Below are 16,985 nucleotides of genomic sequence, written 5' to 3' on the forward strand. Positions count from 1 at the left end.
GAGTATAATAGAACAAATTTTATCCCATTGCGAGGAGACATAAAATGAAAAAAACAGTATTGGTCGTTTTGGGAATATGCTGTTTGAGTGCAAACATATTCGCAAAATTCGTAATCAGTCCGACTATCGGTATTTCCAATTTCCATTCGACGGAACTTTTATACGATGACGGAGAAAAGAATACCGTGTCGTGGACGTCCATGAATTTCGGCGTATCGCTGGGAACTGTAAATGAAAGCGGGTTTACCTTTTTATTTTCGACGGATTTTTTTGCTGTCGGCACGATGGAAGTTGCAAAAGAATTTTCTTCATCGGATAAACAAACGGGCACGGTTGATTTTAAAGGCGGGCCGTTTATAAACGTAACTCCTTTACTTGGCTATACGTACCACGGTATCAAGAATCTGTACCTTACATTTGCAACAGGACTAAACTTGGGCTACGGAACCTTAAAAGTAACGAAGTTTACTTTTTCAGGTGTTACATCGCCTGCGCTTGACCTTCAATTAAATTTGGCAAATATCGGTATCCCCTTTTACATCGGCGCGCAGTATTATTTTACCGAAAAAATAGGCATAAATCTGGGCATACAGGACGCCGTCGGCATCGGTTGGGTCTGGTACAATACAAACGGATTAGGCTCTTTACCGTATTTCGGAACAGGCGACATTGACGTACCCGCTTTTACAAATGTCTTTTCGTTAAAAATCGGCCCCGTATTCAGACTGTAACAGTACATATTTTTTATAACGGTCGCCTTGAAGCATCGGCTTTCAGGCGGTAAAATCTTGTTCCAACCGGCTTTCCGCGTCTTGCCCTCGCGGTCTGCCGGTGTTTTTTTTACTCGTCGCGCCCCGCCGCATAGCTTGGCATAAATATTGCTTTTCGTTTTATACCCTAAACGAAAGGAGATATGGATATGGAACGAATCGATGATTTGCCGGAGCTCATACAAACGGGAACGATTTCAAAGGAAGAAGCGGTCAAAAAAATTGCCGAATATATTTACCGCGAACCCTACCGTTTCGGACTTACCGGATTCGATGACGATTTTAAAAGCGAAATCATCCTTACCGTTTTGCAAAAAGGCGCACAGGTTTTCAAGCGCTTCGATGAAAATTGCGGCGCTCTCGGCTCCTACCTCTATGCCTTCGTGCGGGGTCTGATTTTGACGCAAAAACGCGAAGAGCTGCGGAGATTTATTGCAGAGAACAATATGAAAGCGTTTTCGTACTGCGAAAACGAAGAGCGATTGCAAACCGATCCGGCGCTTACCGTTGCGGAAAAAGCCGCAAGCTACACGACGGTTTCGAATACGAAAATCTGGAGAGTACTCTCCGGAAGATGCAAGCGGAAAAACGCAAGCGATGCGAAAACGGCACTCATCCTCGCACTGAAATCGAGTTATTATATTCCCGCTTCTTCAATCGATGCGGTAAGCTCGTATTGCAAACTGCAGAGCGCGGAACTGCAGCGCCTCATCGCCGAACTCAATTCGCTTTTGTATTCGCGGATCGAACGGCGCAATGCGATTATCAGGCGGCGGGACAACGCATATTACTTCCACCGAAAATATTATATGCAGCTCAAAATGTGCGACAAAGAAAAAACCGATACGGAGCGCCTTTTGAAAAAATACCGTAAACAGACGGAAAGCTGGAAACACAAAAACAGAGAATTGCAGCAAAGCCGTTGGCGTGTCTGCCCGACAAATAAAATGATCGCAAACATACTCGGCATCTGTGAGCGGCAAGTGAGTCACTACATCACGAGAGCGCAAAAGCTCATAAGCGAAGAACAAAACGAAACCGAAACGGCGGATAGCCCCGAATAAGGTACGGGAAACGCGCGAAAAGGACACGGAAAATAGAAGCGAGAAGTTCCGTCCGCGAGAGAAGTTCCGTCCGCGTTGCGAAACTTTTGCTTCCGCTGTATGATGGATTGTATGAAACTCTACCTCGCTACGAACAATGCGCACAAAAAGCGCGAAGCGGCGGAAATCTTTTCGCCGCATGAAATCGTCATCCCCGCAGACGAAGGAATCGATTTTGATCCGGAAGAGACGGGAGCGACCTTTTTCGAAAACGCTTTGATCAAGGCGCGCGCGCTCTACGACATCGTGCGCTGCCCTGTCCTCGCAGACGATTCGGGCATTTCGGTCGACGCGCTCGGCGGGAGACCCGGCATATTCTCTTCCCGTTACGGAGGTCCGTCTTTTCCGCGCGGCAGAGCGGACGGCAAAAAGACTGCACAGGATGCGCAAAATCGTTTCCTCATCGAAGAGCTGAACGACGCGCTTTCAGGGAGTACCGGTGCTTGCCGTTTTTTGCACGGCAAGCGGAGTGCGCATTACACGTGTTCGATGGTGCTCTATTTGGGGGACGAGCGCATGTACGCCGCGCAGGAAACGATGGAAGGGGTAATCGTCGCATCGATCGAAGACGCACGGGGAAACGGCGGCTTCGGCTACGATCCTATTTTTTTTATCCCCGAAATCGGAAAAACCGCAGCGGAACTTTCCGACGAAGAAAAAAATGCGATCTCCCACCGCGGCAAAGCGGGACGCAGTATGCAGCGGATCATCGAAATGCTCCAATGATCCATTGAAAAAAGTGAAAAAAAATAAAAAAATCGCTAAAGTTTTTTGCTCTCCGTGCCGATAGTGTAAAAGGATCGAAATTTGCGGCGCGACTTGTCAAGCCGTACCGCCGCATATTTACGATTCACTTGCAGAAAAGTGTAGATGTAGCCTTGTAACACAGATGCACTTTTTTGCAAACCGGCAGAAAGGATTCTGCCGTACATCTATTCCACGGAGGAATACCTATGGTTATCAACCACAACATGTCGGCATTTTTTGCCAGCCGTCAACTCGGCGTCACCGGTGTCAGTCTTGCAAAAGATATGGAAAAGCTTTCATCGGGCGAACGGATCAACCGCGCAGGAGACGATGCGTCGGGGCTTGCAGTATCGGAAAAGATGCGCAGCCAAATCCGCGGTTTGAATCAAGCGTCGACGAACGCGCAAAACGGCATCAGCTTTATCCAAACGACCGAAGGTTATCTGCAGGAAACGACGGACATCATCCAGCGCATCCGCGAACTGGCAGTCCAATCGTCGAACGGCATCTACAGCGATGAAGACCGTATGCAGATCCAAGTCGAAGTTTCTTCCCTCGTAGAGGAAATCGACCGCGTCGCAAGTTCCGCCCAATTCAACGGCATGAATATGCTCACCGGCCGCTTTGCCCGCCCGACGGGAGAAAATACGGTTACCGGTTCCATGTGGTTCCACATCGGCGCGAACATGGATCAGAGGATGCAGGTGTACATCGGTACGATGTCGGCGACGGCGCTCGGACTGCGCGTACTCGGAACGGAGGAAAAAGTTTCGGTTTCAACGCCGGAAGATGCGAACCGCGTCATCGGCACGCTCGACGAAGCGATCAAGCGGATCAACAAACAGCGGGCGGACTTGGGCGCGTATCAGAACCGCATGGAATACGCGATCCGCGGACTCGATATTGCAGCCGAAAATACGCAGGCGTCGGAAAGCCGCATCCGTGACACGAACATGGCAAAACAGATGGTCGAATTTACTAAAAATACCGTTTTGCAGCAGGCGGGAACGGCGATGCTCGCACAGGCGAATGCGCAGACGCAAAATGTCTTGTCATTACTGAGATAGTGTAGTACACTTATAGAAGGAAAATGGGTTCCGCCCTATTTCCTTGTGTACGGTCGCTATCGAGCATGCGTTCGGACATGCTTTGTTCTTTGAAAATGTGCAATCCATAGGTTGTGGCGGCAGGAAAAATCGGCTTGTAAAAAGGCTGATTTTTCCTGCCGTAACGGGTCTGAATCTGCTTTCCGGGGGCGCACTAACCGGAAAGTCAGCCCTCACGGCAAGGACGCAGAGCATGATGTTCTGCGGGTACGTAAACATGGAGGGCACAAATTATGATTATCAATCACAATATGAGTTCGCTCTATGCGGAACGTGTGCTTGGCATTTCGAATGCCAACATACAGGGAAACATCGAGAAACTCGCTTCCGGCGAACGGATCAACAAAGCCGGAGATGATGCATCGGGTCTTGCAGTGTCCGAAAAGCTGCGGAGTCAAATCCGCGGTTTGAACCAGGCGGGGCGAAACATCGAAAACGGTGTATCGTTTTTGCAGACGACGGAAGGCTATCTTCAGGAAACGACGGATATCCTTCAGCGCGTCCGCGAACTGGCGATTCAAGCGTCGAACGGTATCTACAGCGATGAAGATCGCATGCAGATTCAAGTTGAGGTTTCTCAGCTTGTGTCGGAAGTCGACCGAGTCGCAAGTCAAGCGCAATTCAACGGCATGAATATGCTCACGGGCAGTTTCGGCCGCTGGGACGGCGCAAAGACGATGCAGTTCCATGTCGGTGCAAACGTCGACCAAAACGTCCGCGTCTACATCGGCACGATGACGGCAACGGCGCTCGGCTTGAAAAACGCAAACGGCGACAACGAGCAGATTTCGATCGCAACGCCGGACTTGGCAAACGCCACGCTCGGTGCCGTAGACAACGCGCTGCTTCGGGTAACGAAACAGCGGGCGGATCTCGGTGCGTATCAAAACCGCTTCGAGATGGCGTCGAAAGGCGTAAACGTCGCTGCGGAAAATATGCAGGCTGCCGAATCGCGTATCAGAGATACCGAAATGGCTGCGGAAATCGTGGACTACACGAAAAACTCGATCCTCACACAATCGGGTACCGCGATGCTTGCACAGGCAAACAGCCAAACGCAAAACGTTTTAGCGTTGCTGCAATAAAATCGGATTATTGTCCGAGAGACAACCGGATGTCGTCTTTTTGACAATAAACGTAACGGAAAGGATGCGCCCCTTCCCGTTCTTTTTCAGGAGGATTGCCCTATGAATACAATTACCAGCAGTATCGGGCAGGCTTTGGCAATGGATGGCCAGAATTATTTCAAAGTCGCTCCGCAGATGCTCGGTTCCGGTACGACGACGGCGGGAGTCGTCCGCTCCGTACCGGGAGGAGCTGAAGTAGCGCAAAACATTGCACAAAATCTTGCCGAAATACGGGAAAACGTACAGCAGCTCCAGCGGCTGTCCGATATGGTGATGGGACGGCGTTCCCTGCGCTTCAGCGTCAATGAAGAGCTCGGTGAAGTCGTTATCAGCGTATTGGATCCGAGCACCAACAAGGTGATAAAGGAGATACCGTCCGAAGATATACAAAAGATGAAAGTCAGCATGAAAAAAGCGATCGGTTTGCTTTTTGATGAAATGATTTAGTCGCATCTTGCGGACGAACGCGGATTATGCCAGGATTGAACATACCGGGTGTTACCGACAAATACAACACGAACGACACGGTAGAAAAACTAATGAAGGTTGAGCGCGTCCCGCTCGTAAGGGAGCAGGACACGCTGAAAACCTACCAGGCGCAGCAAAACGCGTGGCGGGACGTCAACAGAACGCTGACGGAATTCCGCGACAGCGTTAAAACCCTGTATTCCTATGAAAATCCGTTCAACAATAAACTCGCCTCATCGTCCGACGAATACGCGATTACGGCGGATGCGAATCGAAGCGCACAGTATCAATCGTTCAAAGTCAATGTCATACAGCCGGCAACAGCCGACCGTTTTTTGACGGCGGAACTCCCCGATAATACAAAAGTCCCCCAAGGCACCTACACGTTCCGCGTCGCCGACAAATCCGTTTCGTTCAACTGGAAAGGCGGTTCGCTCACCGATTTTTCAAAAGCGCTCAACAAGAGAGGCGGCGATCTTATCAATTCGCTTGTCATCGGATCGGGAGCGGGAACAAAAACGCTGCTCATCGAATCGAAAAAAACGGGAGAAGCGAATCGCCTCACCTTTGAAGACGAAGCGAAAACCTTTGCGATCGAAACAAAGATGATAAGCCCTGTAAAATCGGATACGGCATCGTTCGGGAAAACGAAAACGGAATTCCGCCCCGCCCCGCCGCAAACGACTTCTCTCGAACAGGAAGGGCTTCCGCGCATCGCAAATACGCAGATCGCCGTTTCAAACGGAAAAATCTCGATCCCGCCGAGAAGCGGATTTTCGCTCGCCGTGCCGCAGGGAAATGACGGAAAGCGCATTTCGTTTACGCTCGCGCCGGCAGCTGTTGAAGATATAACGGAGGCGCTCAATAAAAGACCGCTTGCACCCGAACTTCCGAATGCGGGTTACGCGTCGTTTAAGGACGTCGTCATCGACAACAATCCGTCGGACACCCTGCTTCCGAAAGGCGAAGAGACGAGGAGCGCGGATCTTTTGCCCGTAACGTCGGCAAGCGTCGTCTACGCTGCCATGAGCGACGGAAGCGAAAAAGAAATCGCGACGCCGAATATTTTAGCGAGCGATAAAACCGAAATCGATATCGACATGAACGATTACCCGGGTATCGCTTCGATCGTCATCCGGAACCGGAACACGGGAAGCGCTTTTACGATGTCGTCCGTTTCGCTCTACGATCCGAAATCTGCAGGCGGGTTTACGCCGAACAATGCCGCATCGACGGCGCAGGATGCGATCATCACGTACGAAGGCATCAGGATCAAGCGGCCGACGAACGATATCGACGACGTCGTGCCAGACGTAACGCTGCATGTACACGAAAAAACCGAAAGGACGGCGACGATCAAAATCGATCCGGACGTCAAATCGGCAAAAGACGCGCTCATCACTTTCGTCGGAAAATACAACGAATCGCTCGCGCAAATCAATATCCTTTCTCAAAACAAAAGTGAAATCGTCGACGAGCTCACCTATCTTTCCGACGACCGGCGCGAAAAAGAAAAAGAGCGGCTCGGGCTTTTTATGGGCGACTTTTCCCTTACGAGTATGAAATCGAATTTCCAAGCGATCCAAAGTGCGCGCTATCAGGCAAAAGAGGATGCGGTCATAACGATGCTCTCACAGATCGGCATTTCGACGAACGCGAGCGGAAGTACGGGCGGTTATACGGCGAGCCGCCTCCGCGGGTATCTTGAAATCGATGAAAAAAAACTCGACGCCGCTCTCGCCTCGCATCTCGAAGATATTAAAAATATGTTCGGCTATGACAGCGACGGTGACCTCATAACCGATTCGGGCATCGCATACCGATTGGATCGTGAACTCGGCGCATACGTCCAAACCGGCGGCATCATCGGTACGAAGATAAGCACACTCGGCACGCGTATCAAATCGTCGGAAACGAAGATAGCGCAGCTTGAAACGCAGATGGACAAAAAAGAAAAAGAGCTTCGAAGAAAATTTGCAAGCATGGAAGGATCGCTGAACAGCCTCGAAAGCCAACAGACGACCATTTCGAATTTTATACGGCAAAACAACAGAAACGCCGAATAACAAAAAAAATCGATTAAGGAATTGTTATGGATTTATTTGTGAACGGTGCAAAAATCGACGTAACGCTTGAAGGCGAAAAGACGATCGGAGATGTGCTGCGCTCGTTTGAAGCGACTTGCGAAGAAAACGACGCGGCGGTCATCGGCATACGCGCGGACGGGCAAAAAGTCGACGCGTCTTCATTCGACGAATATGCAAAGCGCCCGCTTTCATCGTCGACGAAAATCGAATTCGATGTCGTGACAAAACAGTCGATAGCCGATTCTTTTAAAAAGCTTTCCGGTCTTTTCGCTTCTCTTGCCGAACGCATGGAACGCGTTCCCGTCGATCTGCAAAACGGCAAAGGAAAAGAAGCGACAGCCTCCATCGCGGAGCTTGCCGACAATATCGAAGTTTTCTGTCGCACGGCTTCTCTGGCATCCCTTTTTCCCGACACGTACAGCGCGATCGTCGTCGACGGAAAACAGGTGTCCGAGTTTTTTGCCGACCTTACGCCCGTGCTTTCGGAATTCGAAAAAGCGCTCAAAGCGAACGATACGGTGCTCGTCGGCGATTTGGCCGAATATGAAATATGCCCGCGCTTAAAGCTCGCCTCAAAAGCGTTGGAGGTTTTCCATGCGCTTTAACGCACCGAGCGGCATCACCCCGCTGCAAGCGCGCCTTGCGACGAAGTACTACGCATACCTCCTCATTCCTGCCTTTATCATACTCGTTTTTTTCGTCATCTACCTGTTGTATCAAATACGGAAGCGCATCCGCTCCTCACCCGAATGGCTTGAAGCGCAAAAAAAGCGGCAGACGACGTATAAAGATATAGAAAAGACGGCAAAGCGTCTTTCGCTTTCCAAAGCCGAAGCTTCTCTTTTGTGGGAGATCTGTCGTGCGAATAAAGCGCCCAATATAAGCTATCTCATCTACAATGCGGCCGAAGTCGATAAACTCTTCAACGCTCAGTATGCCGCAATGGTACAAAACGGCATCGACGAAAAAAAGATCACATCGCTTTTCCGTCTGCGGCATAAAATCGAAATACAGGATGCGGCGGATACGTGGATCACATCGACGGCAGGCATACCCGAAGAGACAAAGCTTTCGTTTTTGCTGTCGCCGGGCGTACAGATCCGATGTACGCTGAAAAAGAATACGGCGGAAAATATGACGCTTTCCATTCCGCGCTCGCTGTACAATTCGGAACGCAAACCCGCCCCGCTTTCAAAAAGCGATTTCGTGTTTATGACGAGGAGCGGCATGACCTACCGTTTTCAAACGCGCGTCATCCGCTATTCGATCGGTTTCGATAACGGCACAGAGATGATATTGTCGCATACAAACGCTCTGCAGCCGCAGACAAAGCGGAAATCGAAGCGCTGCGATATCAATATTCCCTGCGTTTTTTCAGCGGTAAACGACAGACAGGAAAAAACAAAACCGCACAACGGCATCCTTGCGAACGTTTCCGGGGACGGCTGCGCTGTCGTGACGAATCTCCCGATAAAAGAAAACCAGCGTCTGCGCGTTTCGATCATGCTTTCCGAAACAATATACGAAGCGACCGGACTCATCGTCGCAGTTCATAAAAACCCCGCAAACAATACGTTTTCACTCGGTATCCTCTTTACGGATATATCGGACGAAGCGCGGAACCGTATCTTCGCATACGTGTATCGATACAATATCGTGCCGGACGAAAAGCGGAATATCCCGTCTTGATTATTAAACTTTATTACGGTATCGTACAGAAATGAGAGTTGTAGAAATTCGGAACATCTGCCGCGAAGAAGGCAGCATTTATTATCTCCGCAAATTCAAAGGAGACGCCGTCATAGAGCTTCCCGGAGGCGATTTTGAAATGCCTGTGGAGTTCTGCATAGAAACCGATCCGCTCGGCGCAAAAAAAATCGACATAATCATTTCGGAGTCGATCAACTATCCGGTCGTTCCGATCAAAAGCGCATTGAAGACATATATCATCACAGCGGATTCAAAAGGAAAGCTGCCCTTATGACCTTTACGACGAAGAGCGCCGAAGAAACCGAAACGCTCGGACAAAAAATCGGCGCCTTCCTGAAAAAAGGCGACATACTTGCCATGCGCGGCCCTCTTGCCGCAGGAAAGACGACGCTCACCAAAGGCATCGCACGTTCCCTCGACATACGCGATGAAATCACGAGTCCTACTTTTTGCCTCATCAGCGAATATTCGGGAACGATGCCGCTCTACCACATGGACGTCTATCGTCTCGACGGAGCCGAAGATTTTATCAATCTCGGAACGGACGATATGCTTTACGGAGAGGGCGTGTGCGTTATCGAATGGAGCGAAAAGATCATGAGCGAACTGCCCGATACGGCGATTACGATCGACATCGGCGTAAACGACGACGGCACGCGTACCGTGCGCATCTCCAACTGGCCGCACGAAGCGATACGATAGTCCGCGCTCAGGTTTTTCGGGAGGATCATGTGAAAGCGCTTGCGATAGATTCCGCCGGAACGCGCCTTACGGTCGCGGCAAAAAACGATGATGCCGTCGTCTCTTCGGTCTACGACATCGGCATGAAACAATCGGAAACGCTCCTTCCCGCGATCGACGCCGTCGTATCGAAAGCGGGCTTACGGAGCGCCGAACTCGACTATACGGCGCTCTGCCGAGGTCCGGGTTCTTTTACGGGACTCAGGCTCGCCTTTGCCGCGCTCAAAGCCGTCGAACAGGCGACGGGCGCGCCCATCTGCGGCATCCCGACACTCGAAGTCTACGCCTATCCCTACCGCGCCCTCCCCTTTCCCGTCGTTTCCGCAATCGATGCGAAAAAAAACAGATTCTATGCGGCGATTTTCGAAAGCGGAACGGAAATGCTTCCGCCCGGAGATTATGAAATCGAAACGATACTGCGTGCCTTAAAAGATATGAAAGAAGCGCTCTGCACTGGCCCCGATGCGAAGCGTTTTGCCGAAGCCGCCCGACAAAACGGTGTCGGCACAACGCTGTATGCGCTCGATTTTTCGGAACTTACGACCGACTCGCTCTTTGCACTCGCCGAAGCGAAAATCGCAGCGGGAGAAAAACCGCTTGCCGATTTCGACGGCCCCGTATACATCCGCGCAAGCGAAGCGGAAGTCAAACGAAAGGAGATCGCCCAGCGAAAAACTTCATAAAGACTTGATTTTAAACTCGACAGGTTGTCGAGAAAGTAACCGACTTTTGAAACAGCCCCTCACCGCCCTTTCAAAAGTTCCGATATCGATGCGAGCGCTCCCGCATCGGGAGAAGAGGCAGCTTTGTTTTCTTTTTGGATCGCTTTGAACACTTCTTCGCGGAATACTTTAACGCTTTTCGGCGCTTCGATCCCGACTTTGACTTGATCGCCGCGGACTTCGATGATCGTGATCGTTATATTGTCGCCGATTTTAATCTGTTCGTCGACTTTACGCGAAAGGATGAGCATTTCACTTTCCTCCGCGTTTTTTAAGCGCGTCGAGTATCGCGTATTTCGTCGTCCAGCGGCCGTCGCTCAAAATCACCTGCACGCACAGCTTGTTTTTTTTATTGATGACGAGGGGTCCCTGCAGATTTGCGGTAACGGCGCCCCCGTCGGGCGGAACGGTGACGACCGCCATGACGATAAGGTCTTCGGGAGAGTGCACGTCGATTTTTTTTAAACTTTCGTCGTCGATGTCCGCTTCGTAATCGTCGCAAATCAAAAACGGATCGATGAGCAAAAACGCAAGACGCTCGTCGTCGAGGGACTGCAGCCAGATAAGCGGCGCCCATTCCGATTCCATCGTCGCGTATTTTTTATAATCTTCAAAACCGAAAAGTCCTTCGGGAAAGGTAACGATGTGATTTTCTTCGACGCTCTTTACGCCCATCGCCTTTGTCTTAACGTCCATCGAAGCTTACCTCAAATAATCGAGCAGCGTACTCGAATACAAACGCGCGGCCGTGCTCAGCGTCGCCTGATGCGTAAAATCCATCATCTTCATATCGGATGCGGCTTTCGTCAAATCGAGATCGCCTTCGCTTGAGATGCGCTGCGTTACGTTGAGCGCTGTTCCCGAATTGCGTTTTACGTTGAGTTCCGCCCGCTCGTATTCGGAACCCGACTTTGCGATTCTTGTGGTCAAATTGTTAAGACCCTGATCGATCGAACCGAGCACGCGGCCGCCGATCGCTTCATGGTCGCCCGCCAAAAGCGCATTGCGGAGAGAGATAACCGCATCGAACATGGAACCGCCTGAAGCGCGCACGCCGGAAGCGAGATTGTACGGCGGCTTTTGACTTGCATCTTTAATAATGCCGAGGTCGGCGAGTGAGGAACCTGAAACATCTTCGAGCCACAGCTGCCGCGCGTCCGTCGTAGTGAAATTCAGTGCCTTTGTCACGGGATCGAGCGTCGCCTTTACCGCAGCTTCGCTGTCGTTTATCTTTGCGATAAGGGAATACACGTTGTCGCCTGCGTTGATTTTGATTTCCGCACCGTCTACGGCGATAACCGAGTCTTCCCCCGCTCTCCAGCCGGTCGCATCCCTTCCGCCGAAAATCTGCTGGGGCTCCGCCCAAAAAGTGCGCACGCCCGCGTTGTCCGTCGTCAAATATTTGTGCTCGTCGATTTCGACCTGCGTTTCCGAAATATTTCCGTTATAACGCACCCCTTCGATGAGCGGCACGCCCGAACCTGCGACGTTTCCCATTTCGACGTCGAAGGCTTTCACTTTCGTGTCGGTACCGGCAAAGAGCGAGTTTCCGTCTTCCCCGATCGCGTTTGCATTTTGCACGAGCTCTTTTAAAAGCTCGTCGACTTCCGCCGCCATGTTTTTCATATCCTCGCCCGTGTAGATGCCGTTCGCACCGGTAACGGCAAGCTCCCTCACGCGGTGCATCACATCGAGCGAATTCGTCATGTAGCCTTCACGCTGCATAAAAAGCTCGGAAAGCGTTTTGGCATTTTTTTCGAAGTTTTCGATGCGCGCCGCATAGGACTGATAGCGCACCAAGTGCCCCGCAGCGATCGGATCGTCGCGCAGTTCCTGAATACGGCGCTGGCTGCCGATTTGATTATTGATTTTATTGAGACGGGATTCCTGCAGCCGCAGATTCGACTGCACATCCATATTATTCATCTGTGAACTCACCCTGCGCATATCGCACCTCCGTATTCGGCTTTACCCCGATTTTATGCTCTGATCCTGTTGATGATCGTATCGACGAGATTGTCCCACGTACTGATAAACGAAGCAGCGGCATTGTAGCCGTGCTGGAATTTAATAATATCCGCAAGCTCTTCGTCTATGTTTACGCCGCTGACGGACTCCCGCAGCGTGCGCAAATCTCCCATGATTTTATTTTGATTTGCCGTTTGAGTTGCCGCCTGCTCTCCTTTCAAACCGACGTTCGTCACGCTGTCGGCAAAATAATCGTCGAAAGTACGCTTGTGTCCTATCATCACCTGAGTGTTTCTGATCGAAGCGATTTCGATCGCAGCCCGACCGTCGCCCGACGCGAGAGCGCCGCGCGTATCGGCAAAGCCCGCAGCGACGCTTTTGACGTCTCCTCTGATGAGCGGATTTACCGCGATATACGCGGACGGATTTACCTGCGGCGTCACCGCAAATTGGGCGCCGTCGGCAAGACCGTCGACCGCGTCCGCACGGAGATAATCGTATGCGCCTTCTTCTCCGCTTTCGCGCAAAATGCCCGCATAGCCGGTCAAAAACATTCCGCTGTCTTCGACATGGCGTATGACAAAATCGGGATTCGATTGCGAAAGAGCCGTCGTCGCTTTCAGCACGAGATTGTTGTTTCTGTCGAGATAGGCTTTTACTTCTCCGTTCGAATCGTTGATCCGGTCGATGACATCGGCAACCGTATCGGTAGCGTTGTATGCGACTTCGACCGTACCTTCGGGCGCGGAAAAGGTCATCGTACCTGCAAGACCTATTTGCTCCTGCGAGTTCAATTTATGTCGTCCGGTAAAGCGGAAAATATAGGATCTGTCCATCCGCCCGTCCGCATCGTAATCGTAATTACCGCGCACGTTTTCGACAAAGGGATGAGACGTAAAAAAGTCGAGACCCGTCGTACCGTTCATGCCGGTTGCGTTACGGTGCACATCGTTTACCAAATCGGAAAAGTTCATCGTCATCGTATTGAGCGACTGCATTTCGCTTCTGATATCGACGTCGCGCAGTTCGATGAGGGAACCGAGTCTCCCGCCTTTTACGACGGCGTCGTTTTTCGTATCGCCCCAGATGAGACGGGGATTTCCGTTATTGTCGACAACCGTACGGAGGTCGAAACTGCGCGGGATGCCGCCCTGAACGAGCACGCGCCCGTCGACATGTACCATGAATTCGTCTTTGTCGCGGTCGCTCGCCGTACAATTCACGAGTTCCGAAAGCTTATCGACGAGGAGATCACGCTGGTCGAGCAAATCGTTCGGATTGTCTCCCATACCGCGCGAGCGCACGATCTCTCCGTTGAGAGCGGCAATCTGTTCGGCATAATTGTTGATCTGCTTTACCGTCGCGTCGATATCGCCGTTTATGAGCGTGTTCACTCCCTGCAAACTTTCGTAGCGCTGGTTTATCGTATCGGTGAGCGAAATACCGCGCGTGACGATAGCCTGACGGGATGCGATGTTTTCCGGATGAATCGACAGCTCCTGCCACGCTTCCCAGAATTTATCCATAGTGCCGCGGATCGAAACGTCGTCGGACTCGTTGTAAATCTGTTCGAGCATCGTATAGTATTTGCTGCGCGTATCCCAATACGCTTCCTGATTCGCCTGTTCGACGATGCGCCGATCGAGCAGTTCGTCGCGGATCCGCCGTATGCTCGTCGCGCTCACGCCCTGCCCGATCATACCCGGCTCTTCGGGACGTTCGAGTTCCGGCAGATACAGCGGATCGAATTCCTTAAACGCGACGCGCTGGCGCGAATAGCCTTCCGTATTCGCATTCGAAATATTGTGTCCGGCGGTCGTGATCGCCGTCGTATGCGCCATGATACTGCGCTTACCGAGCTCTATTCCCGAAAATGTCGAACCCATACATCACCTCTCAAAATCGCTACAGGGTATTTTATTAATTAATATAACGTATTGACGACGACGCTCGACGGCTTTGCTCTCATGATTTTTCCCGCCTTCGAATACACCGTCGCCCCGCTCTGAGGAAAGGCTTCGTCAAGTACGCTTTGAATAAAATCTCTCGCAACCGCTATGTAATTGCCGAGCGTTCTGTTCGCCGTTTTCGATCTGACGAGCTTTCCGCGCACTTGCGTCAAAAGCGGTAACATCGCCTTTTTCGCTTCGTCCTTTCCGCCGGTCGAAAGTGCGTTTCTCGCCTTTTCCGCTTCTTCAAAACCTTCGGTAAGCTTCGTGATCGCGGAAATCGATTCGAGCACGCCGTCCCATTTTTTTTGCAGCACCGCCGTACGCAGCGCCGACTGTCGTTCAAGCATACGATCGAGAATTTCGTTTTCGCGCAAAAGGAGCCGTTCCATTTCGGTTATGTCCGCCATATACAGATTACCTCATGTTGATTATCGGTGCGGAAAAACGACGACTTTACGATTTTTTTATATAAGTCGAAAAAACGCAAAAAAATGCTTGCCATTTTTCGGCCGATTCGCTATTGTTTATCGAAAATGAAACGGATTCGAATAAGTCTTTTATGTATTTTCGCGCTCGCACTGCCTCTTGCAGCCCTCGCCTCGGAAACGATTTCAGCCGACGCGCAAAAGGAAATCGACGGCTTTATGACGCTGCGTATGAACCTCGCTTCCAGCGCTTCCCCCGAGAGCGCGCTTGCAAAAATCGAATCCTACGCCGCAGAGCATTTTTCCGACAGCGCGCTTGCATCTTTTACCGATGAAGAAAAATTGATCTTCGAGAATTTTAAAATCCTCGAACAGTACAATTATATGCGCCAAATCCCGTCGATGGAAGGCTCACTCAAATCGCTCATACGCACGCAGTACGATAAAAACGACGCATACTTTTCGGCGCACAAAAACGAAGCGATAAACAAATGGCTGTGGTGTACGGCAGCCGATATGCTTTCGTGCAATTTGAGCTATGCGACGGTCGGCGTCATCATGCACGACGGCATCGCCGTAAAAAAGTATTATCAAAAAGCGCTCGATGAAGACCCTGCCATGTCGTACGCGCTCACGAATATCGCACAGTGGTATTATTTCGCACCGGCCATCGGCGGCGGGAGCAAAGCGAAAGCGGGAGAGTATTTCGAGCGCGCGGTAAGGGATGCACGCACTGATGCTGAAACGTATTTTGCGAAGATCTTTCTTTCGCAGTTTTTGTTCGACGACAAAGCCCTTGAAGCGGAAAGCGCAAAGCTGCTCGGCGAAGCGGACGCCCTTCAAAGCGGCGGAAGCTATATCGCGTGGATCAAAAAAGTCAATACGGCAGGCTATTCGCTTTTGCAGTACAATGCAAAAAAGATGACGCCCGCCGACATCGAAAAAAAACTTGCAAAACGAAATTGATTTAAAGAGAGCTTCGAAAAACCGAAGTTTATGGAAAACACTACTGTTTATATCGGCATACAAAAAGTTTAAAGGGGTCGTATCCTCCTTGCGGCCCCTTTTTTTATTTTAAAGAAAAAACGTACGCTCGGCTTTTACAGAGTGAGTATCATATCGATAGCCCGATCGACGTAATCGACGTTTAAGTCTTCGATCGTTCCCAAATCGATTGCAGCGGACGACTGTTCTTCTATCGGAATCTTCGCGAGCACCGGAAGGTTATAGTTTTTTGCGATCGCTTCGATATTGCTTTTGCCGTACACGTTGATGACTTCGCCGCACTTCGGACATTTGACATAGCTCATATTTTCGACAAGCCCCAAAATCGGGATCTTCATCATCTGCGCCATCTTGACCGCTTTTTCAACGATGACGCGCACGAGCTGCTGCGGAGAGGATACGACGACGATGCCGTCGACCGGAAGCGATTGAAATACCGTGAGCGGCACGTCGCCCGTACCCGGCGGCATATCGACGAACATATAGTCGACGTCGCGCCAAATCACATCCGTCCAAAACTGCTTTACCGCGCCGGATATGACCGGCCCCCGCCAGATGACGGGATCGGTATTGCTCGCAAGGAGAAAGTCCATAGACATGAGCTGAATGCCGCCGTCCGTCGTTACCGGATGAATTATCTGCTCGTCTCCTTCGGCGCGCGCCGAAGAGAGACCGAAGGCTTCGGGGATCGAAGGACCGGTTATATCGGCATCGAGGATTGCAGTATGTTTTCCTTTACGATTCATGGCACAGGCTAAAAGACAGGTGACGAACGACTTTCCGACACCTCCCTTCCCGCTTAAAACGCCGATCACTTTTTTGACGCTGCTGCCTTCGTGCAGCTTTGCGCGAAAATCCCGCTGCTCGCAGCTTTTGCCGCACGAGCTGCATTCGTTATTGCAATTTTGTTCTTCCGCCATCGTATGCCTCAATTTGGATTACGGCCGCTTTCCGAAAACCGCAGACGTTTTCCGCAACAGCCGTATGTATAATGTACTCATAAAAAACGGCGGCGTCAACTTCGAGGAGCTCCGACGGTACAGCTTTCCGAAAA

The 16,985-nt window shown here is 51.0% G+C and carries 19 protein-coding genes; 13 read left to right on the forward strand and 6 right to left on the reverse strand.

The annotated features are described in order from the left end of the window. Window positions 1–44: 44 nt before the first annotated feature. From JSQ97_RS00005 to tsaB, 12 genes are all read left to right on the forward strand, one after another. Complete coding sequence (locus tag JSQ97_RS00005) at window positions 45–731, forward strand: DUF2715 domain-containing protein (protein WP_205074152.1); 687 nt, start codon at window positions 45–47, stop codon at window positions 729–731. Window positions 732–919: 188 nt separating this feature from the next. Beyond that, the gene (locus JSQ97_RS00010; protein WP_205074153.1) at window positions 920–1,834 is read left to right on the forward strand and encodes a helix-turn-helix domain-containing protein; all 915 of its coding nucleotides are present in this window, start codon (window positions 920–922) and stop codon (window positions 1,832–1,834) included. 111 nt (window positions 1,835–1,945) lie between these two features. After that, window positions 1,946–2,599 (forward strand): RdgB/HAM1 family non-canonical purine NTP pyrophosphatase, encoded by a 654-nt coding sequence (rdgB, locus tag JSQ97_RS00015; protein ID WP_205074154.1) that lies wholly within the window; start codon window positions 1,946–1,948, stop codon window positions 2,597–2,599. A 227-nt stretch (window positions 2,600–2,826) separates the two neighbouring features. After that, window positions 2,827–3,687, forward strand: a complete 861-nt coding sequence (locus tag JSQ97_RS00020; RefSeq protein WP_187383822.1) for a flagellin N-terminal helical domain-containing protein — start codon at window positions 2,827–2,829, stop codon at window positions 3,685–3,687. Window positions 3,688–3,959: 272 nt separating this feature from the next. Beyond that, window positions 3,960–4,811 (forward strand): flagellin N-terminal helical domain-containing protein, encoded by an 852-nt coding sequence (locus JSQ97_RS00025; RefSeq protein WP_187383821.1) that lies wholly within the window; start codon window positions 3,960–3,962, stop codon window positions 4,809–4,811. A gap of 102 nt (window positions 4,812–4,913) precedes the next feature. Beyond that, the gene (locus tag JSQ97_RS00030; RefSeq protein ID WP_187383820.1) at window positions 4,914–5,300 is read left to right on the forward strand and encodes a flagellar protein FlaG; all 387 of its coding nucleotides are present in this window, start codon (window positions 4,914–4,916) and stop codon (window positions 5,298–5,300) included. 26 nt (window positions 5,301–5,326) lie between these two features. Next, the gene (gene fliD / locus JSQ97_RS00035; protein WP_205074155.1) at window positions 5,327–7,387 is read left to right on the forward strand and encodes a flagellar filament capping protein FliD; all 2,061 of its coding nucleotides are present in this window, start codon (window positions 5,327–5,329) and stop codon (window positions 7,385–7,387) included. A gap of 26 nt (window positions 7,388–7,413) precedes the next feature. Further along, on the forward strand, window positions 7,414–8,013 hold the full coding sequence (locus tag JSQ97_RS00040) for a hypothetical protein (protein WP_205074156.1): 600 nt from the start codon (window positions 7,414–7,416) through the stop codon (window positions 8,011–8,013). Continuing rightward, window positions 8,003–9,097 carry a PilZ domain-containing protein gene (locus JSQ97_RS00045; protein WP_205074157.1) on the forward strand — a complete coding sequence of 365 codons (1,095 nt, stop codon included), beginning with the start codon at window positions 8,003–8,005 and terminating at the stop codon, window positions 9,095–9,097. The genes JSQ97_RS00040 and JSQ97_RS00045 overlap by 11 nt, the downstream gene beginning before the upstream one ends. Before the next feature lie 31 nt (window positions 9,098–9,128). Next, window positions 9,129–9,392 carry a hypothetical protein gene (locus tag JSQ97_RS00050; RefSeq protein WP_205074158.1) on the forward strand — a complete coding sequence of 88 codons (264 nt, stop codon included), beginning with the start codon at window positions 9,129–9,131 and terminating at the stop codon, window positions 9,390–9,392. Beyond that, window positions 9,389–9,820 (forward strand): tRNA (adenosine(37)-N6)-threonylcarbamoyltransferase complex ATPase subunit type 1 TsaE, encoded by a 432-nt coding sequence (tsaE, locus tag JSQ97_RS00055; protein WP_187383815.1) that lies wholly within the window; start codon window positions 9,389–9,391, stop codon window positions 9,818–9,820. The genes JSQ97_RS00050 and tsaE overlap by 4 nt, the downstream gene beginning before the upstream one ends. Before the next feature lie 29 nt (window positions 9,821–9,849). Further along, on the forward strand, window positions 9,850–10,542 hold the full coding sequence (gene tsaB, locus JSQ97_RS00060; protein WP_205074159.1) for a tRNA (adenosine(37)-N6)-threonylcarbamoyltransferase complex dimerization subunit type 1 TsaB: 693 nt from the start codon (window positions 9,850–9,852) through the stop codon (window positions 10,540–10,542). Between the two features lie 59 nt (window positions 10,543–10,601). On the opposite strand, the gene csrA is transcribed toward tsaB, so the two are convergent. The 5 genes from csrA to JSQ97_RS00085 are packed head-to-tail and all read right to left on the reverse strand — an operon-like array spanning window position 10,602 to window position 14,908. Further along, a complete protein-coding gene (gene csrA, locus JSQ97_RS00065) occupies window positions 10,602–10,832 on the reverse strand; it encodes a carbon storage regulator CsrA (RefSeq protein ID WP_187383813.1) in 231 nt (76 codons plus the stop codon). Between the two features lies 1 nt (window position 10,833). Beyond that, window positions 10,834–11,277, reverse strand: coding sequence for a flagellar assembly protein FliW (fliW, locus tag JSQ97_RS00070; protein WP_205074160.1), 444 nt, complete (start codon window positions 11,275–11,277; stop codon window positions 10,834–10,836). Window positions 11,278–11,283: 6 nt separating this feature from the next. Then, window positions 11,284–12,528, reverse strand: a complete 1,245-nt coding sequence (locus JSQ97_RS00075; RefSeq protein ID WP_205074161.1) for a flagellar hook-associated protein 3 — start codon at window positions 12,526–12,528, stop codon at window positions 11,284–11,286. Between the two features lie 32 nt (window positions 12,529–12,560). Continuing rightward, a complete protein-coding gene (flgK, locus tag JSQ97_RS00080) occupies window positions 12,561–14,435 on the reverse strand; it encodes a flagellar hook-associated protein FlgK (RefSeq protein WP_205074162.1) in 1,875 nt (624 codons plus the stop codon). Window positions 14,436–14,473: 38 nt separating this feature from the next. Then, complete coding sequence (locus JSQ97_RS00085; protein WP_187383809.1) at window positions 14,474–14,908, reverse strand: hypothetical protein; 435 nt, start codon at window positions 14,906–14,908, stop codon at window positions 14,474–14,476. A 126-nt stretch (window positions 14,909–15,034) separates the two neighbouring features. On the opposite strand from JSQ97_RS00085, the gene JSQ97_RS00090 reads away from it, so the two are divergent. Continuing rightward, a complete protein-coding gene (locus tag JSQ97_RS00090; protein ID WP_205074163.1) occupies window positions 15,035–15,892 on the forward strand; it encodes a hypothetical protein in 858 nt (285 codons plus the stop codon). A gap of 134 nt (window positions 15,893–16,026) precedes the next feature. Here the strand turns inward: JSQ97_RS00090 and JSQ97_RS00095 are convergent, their stop codons facing one another. After that, the gene (locus JSQ97_RS00095) at window positions 16,027–16,851 is read right to left on the reverse strand and encodes an Mrp/NBP35 family ATP-binding protein (protein WP_205074164.1); all 825 of its coding nucleotides are present in this window, start codon (window positions 16,849–16,851) and stop codon (window positions 16,027–16,029) included. Window positions 16,852–16,985 lie beyond the last annotated feature (134 nt).

It is taken from the genome of Treponema sp. Marseille-Q4523, from assembly GCF_016901105.1.
Taxonomy (GTDB): Bacteria; Spirochaetota; Spirochaetia; order Treponematales; family Treponemataceae; genus Treponema_D.

What these genes read in the sequence shown, in the direction of transcription:
- tsaE (WP_187383815.1), top strand. Translation starts at nt 9,389, where the DNA reads ATGACCTTTACGACGAAGAGCGCCGAAGAAACCGAAACGCTCGGACAA.
- JSQ97_RS00025 (WP_187383821.1), top strand. Translation starts at nt 3,960, where the DNA reads ATGATTATCAATCACAATATGAGTTCGCTCTATGCGGAACGTGTGCTT.
- fliW (WP_205074160.1), bottom strand. Translation starts at nt 11,277, where the DNA reads ATGGACGTTAAGACAAAGGCGATGGGCGTAAAGAGCGTCGAAGAAAAT.
- JSQ97_RS00050 (WP_205074158.1), top strand. Translation starts at nt 9,129, where the DNA reads ATGAGAGTTGTAGAAATTCGGAACATCTGCCGCGAAGAAGGCAGCATT.
- JSQ97_RS00040 (WP_205074156.1), top strand. Translation starts at nt 7,414, where the DNA reads ATGGATTTATTTGTGAACGGTGCAAAAATCGACGTAACGCTTGAAGGC.
- JSQ97_RS00090 (WP_205074163.1), top strand. Translation starts at nt 15,035, where the DNA reads ATGAAACGGATTCGAATAAGTCTTTTATGTATTTTCGCGCTCGCACTG.
- flgK (WP_205074162.1), bottom strand. Translation starts at nt 14,435, where the DNA reads ATGGGTTCGACATTTTCGGGAATAGAGCTCGGTAAGCGCAGTATCATG.
- fliD (WP_205074155.1), top strand. Translation starts at nt 5,327, where the DNA reads ATGCCAGGATTGAACATACCGGGTGTTACCGACAAATACAACACGAAC.
- JSQ97_RS00045 (WP_205074157.1), top strand. Translation starts at nt 8,003, where the DNA reads ATGCGCTTTAACGCACCGAGCGGCATCACCCCGCTGCAAGCGCGCCTT.
- csrA (WP_187383813.1), bottom strand. Translation starts at nt 10,832, where the DNA reads ATGCTCATCCTTTCGCGTAAAGTCGACGAACAGATTAAAATCGGCGAC.
- JSQ97_RS00030 (WP_187383820.1), top strand. Translation starts at nt 4,914, where the DNA reads ATGAATACAATTACCAGCAGTATCGGGCAGGCTTTGGCAATGGATGGC.
- JSQ97_RS00095 (WP_205074164.1), bottom strand. Translation starts at nt 16,851, where the DNA reads ATGGCGGAAGAACAAAATTGCAATAACGAATGCAGCTCGTGCGGCAAA.
- JSQ97_RS00005 (WP_205074152.1), top strand. Translation starts at nt 45, where the DNA reads ATGAAAAAAACAGTATTGGTCGTTTTGGGAATATGCTGTTTGAGTGCA.
- JSQ97_RS00020 (WP_187383822.1), top strand. Translation starts at nt 2,827, where the DNA reads ATGGTTATCAACCACAACATGTCGGCATTTTTTGCCAGCCGTCAACTC.
- rdgB (WP_205074154.1), top strand. Translation starts at nt 1,946, where the DNA reads ATGAAACTCTACCTCGCTACGAACAATGCGCACAAAAAGCGCGAAGCG.
- JSQ97_RS00075 (WP_205074161.1), bottom strand. Translation starts at nt 12,528, where the DNA reads ATGCGCAGGGTGAGTTCACAGATGAATAATATGGATGTGCAGTCGAAT.
- JSQ97_RS00085 (WP_187383809.1), bottom strand. Translation starts at nt 14,908, where the DNA reads ATGGCGGACATAACCGAAATGGAACGGCTCCTTTTGCGCGAAAACGAA.
- JSQ97_RS00010 (WP_205074153.1), top strand. Translation starts at nt 920, where the DNA reads ATGGAACGAATCGATGATTTGCCGGAGCTCATACAAACGGGAACGATT.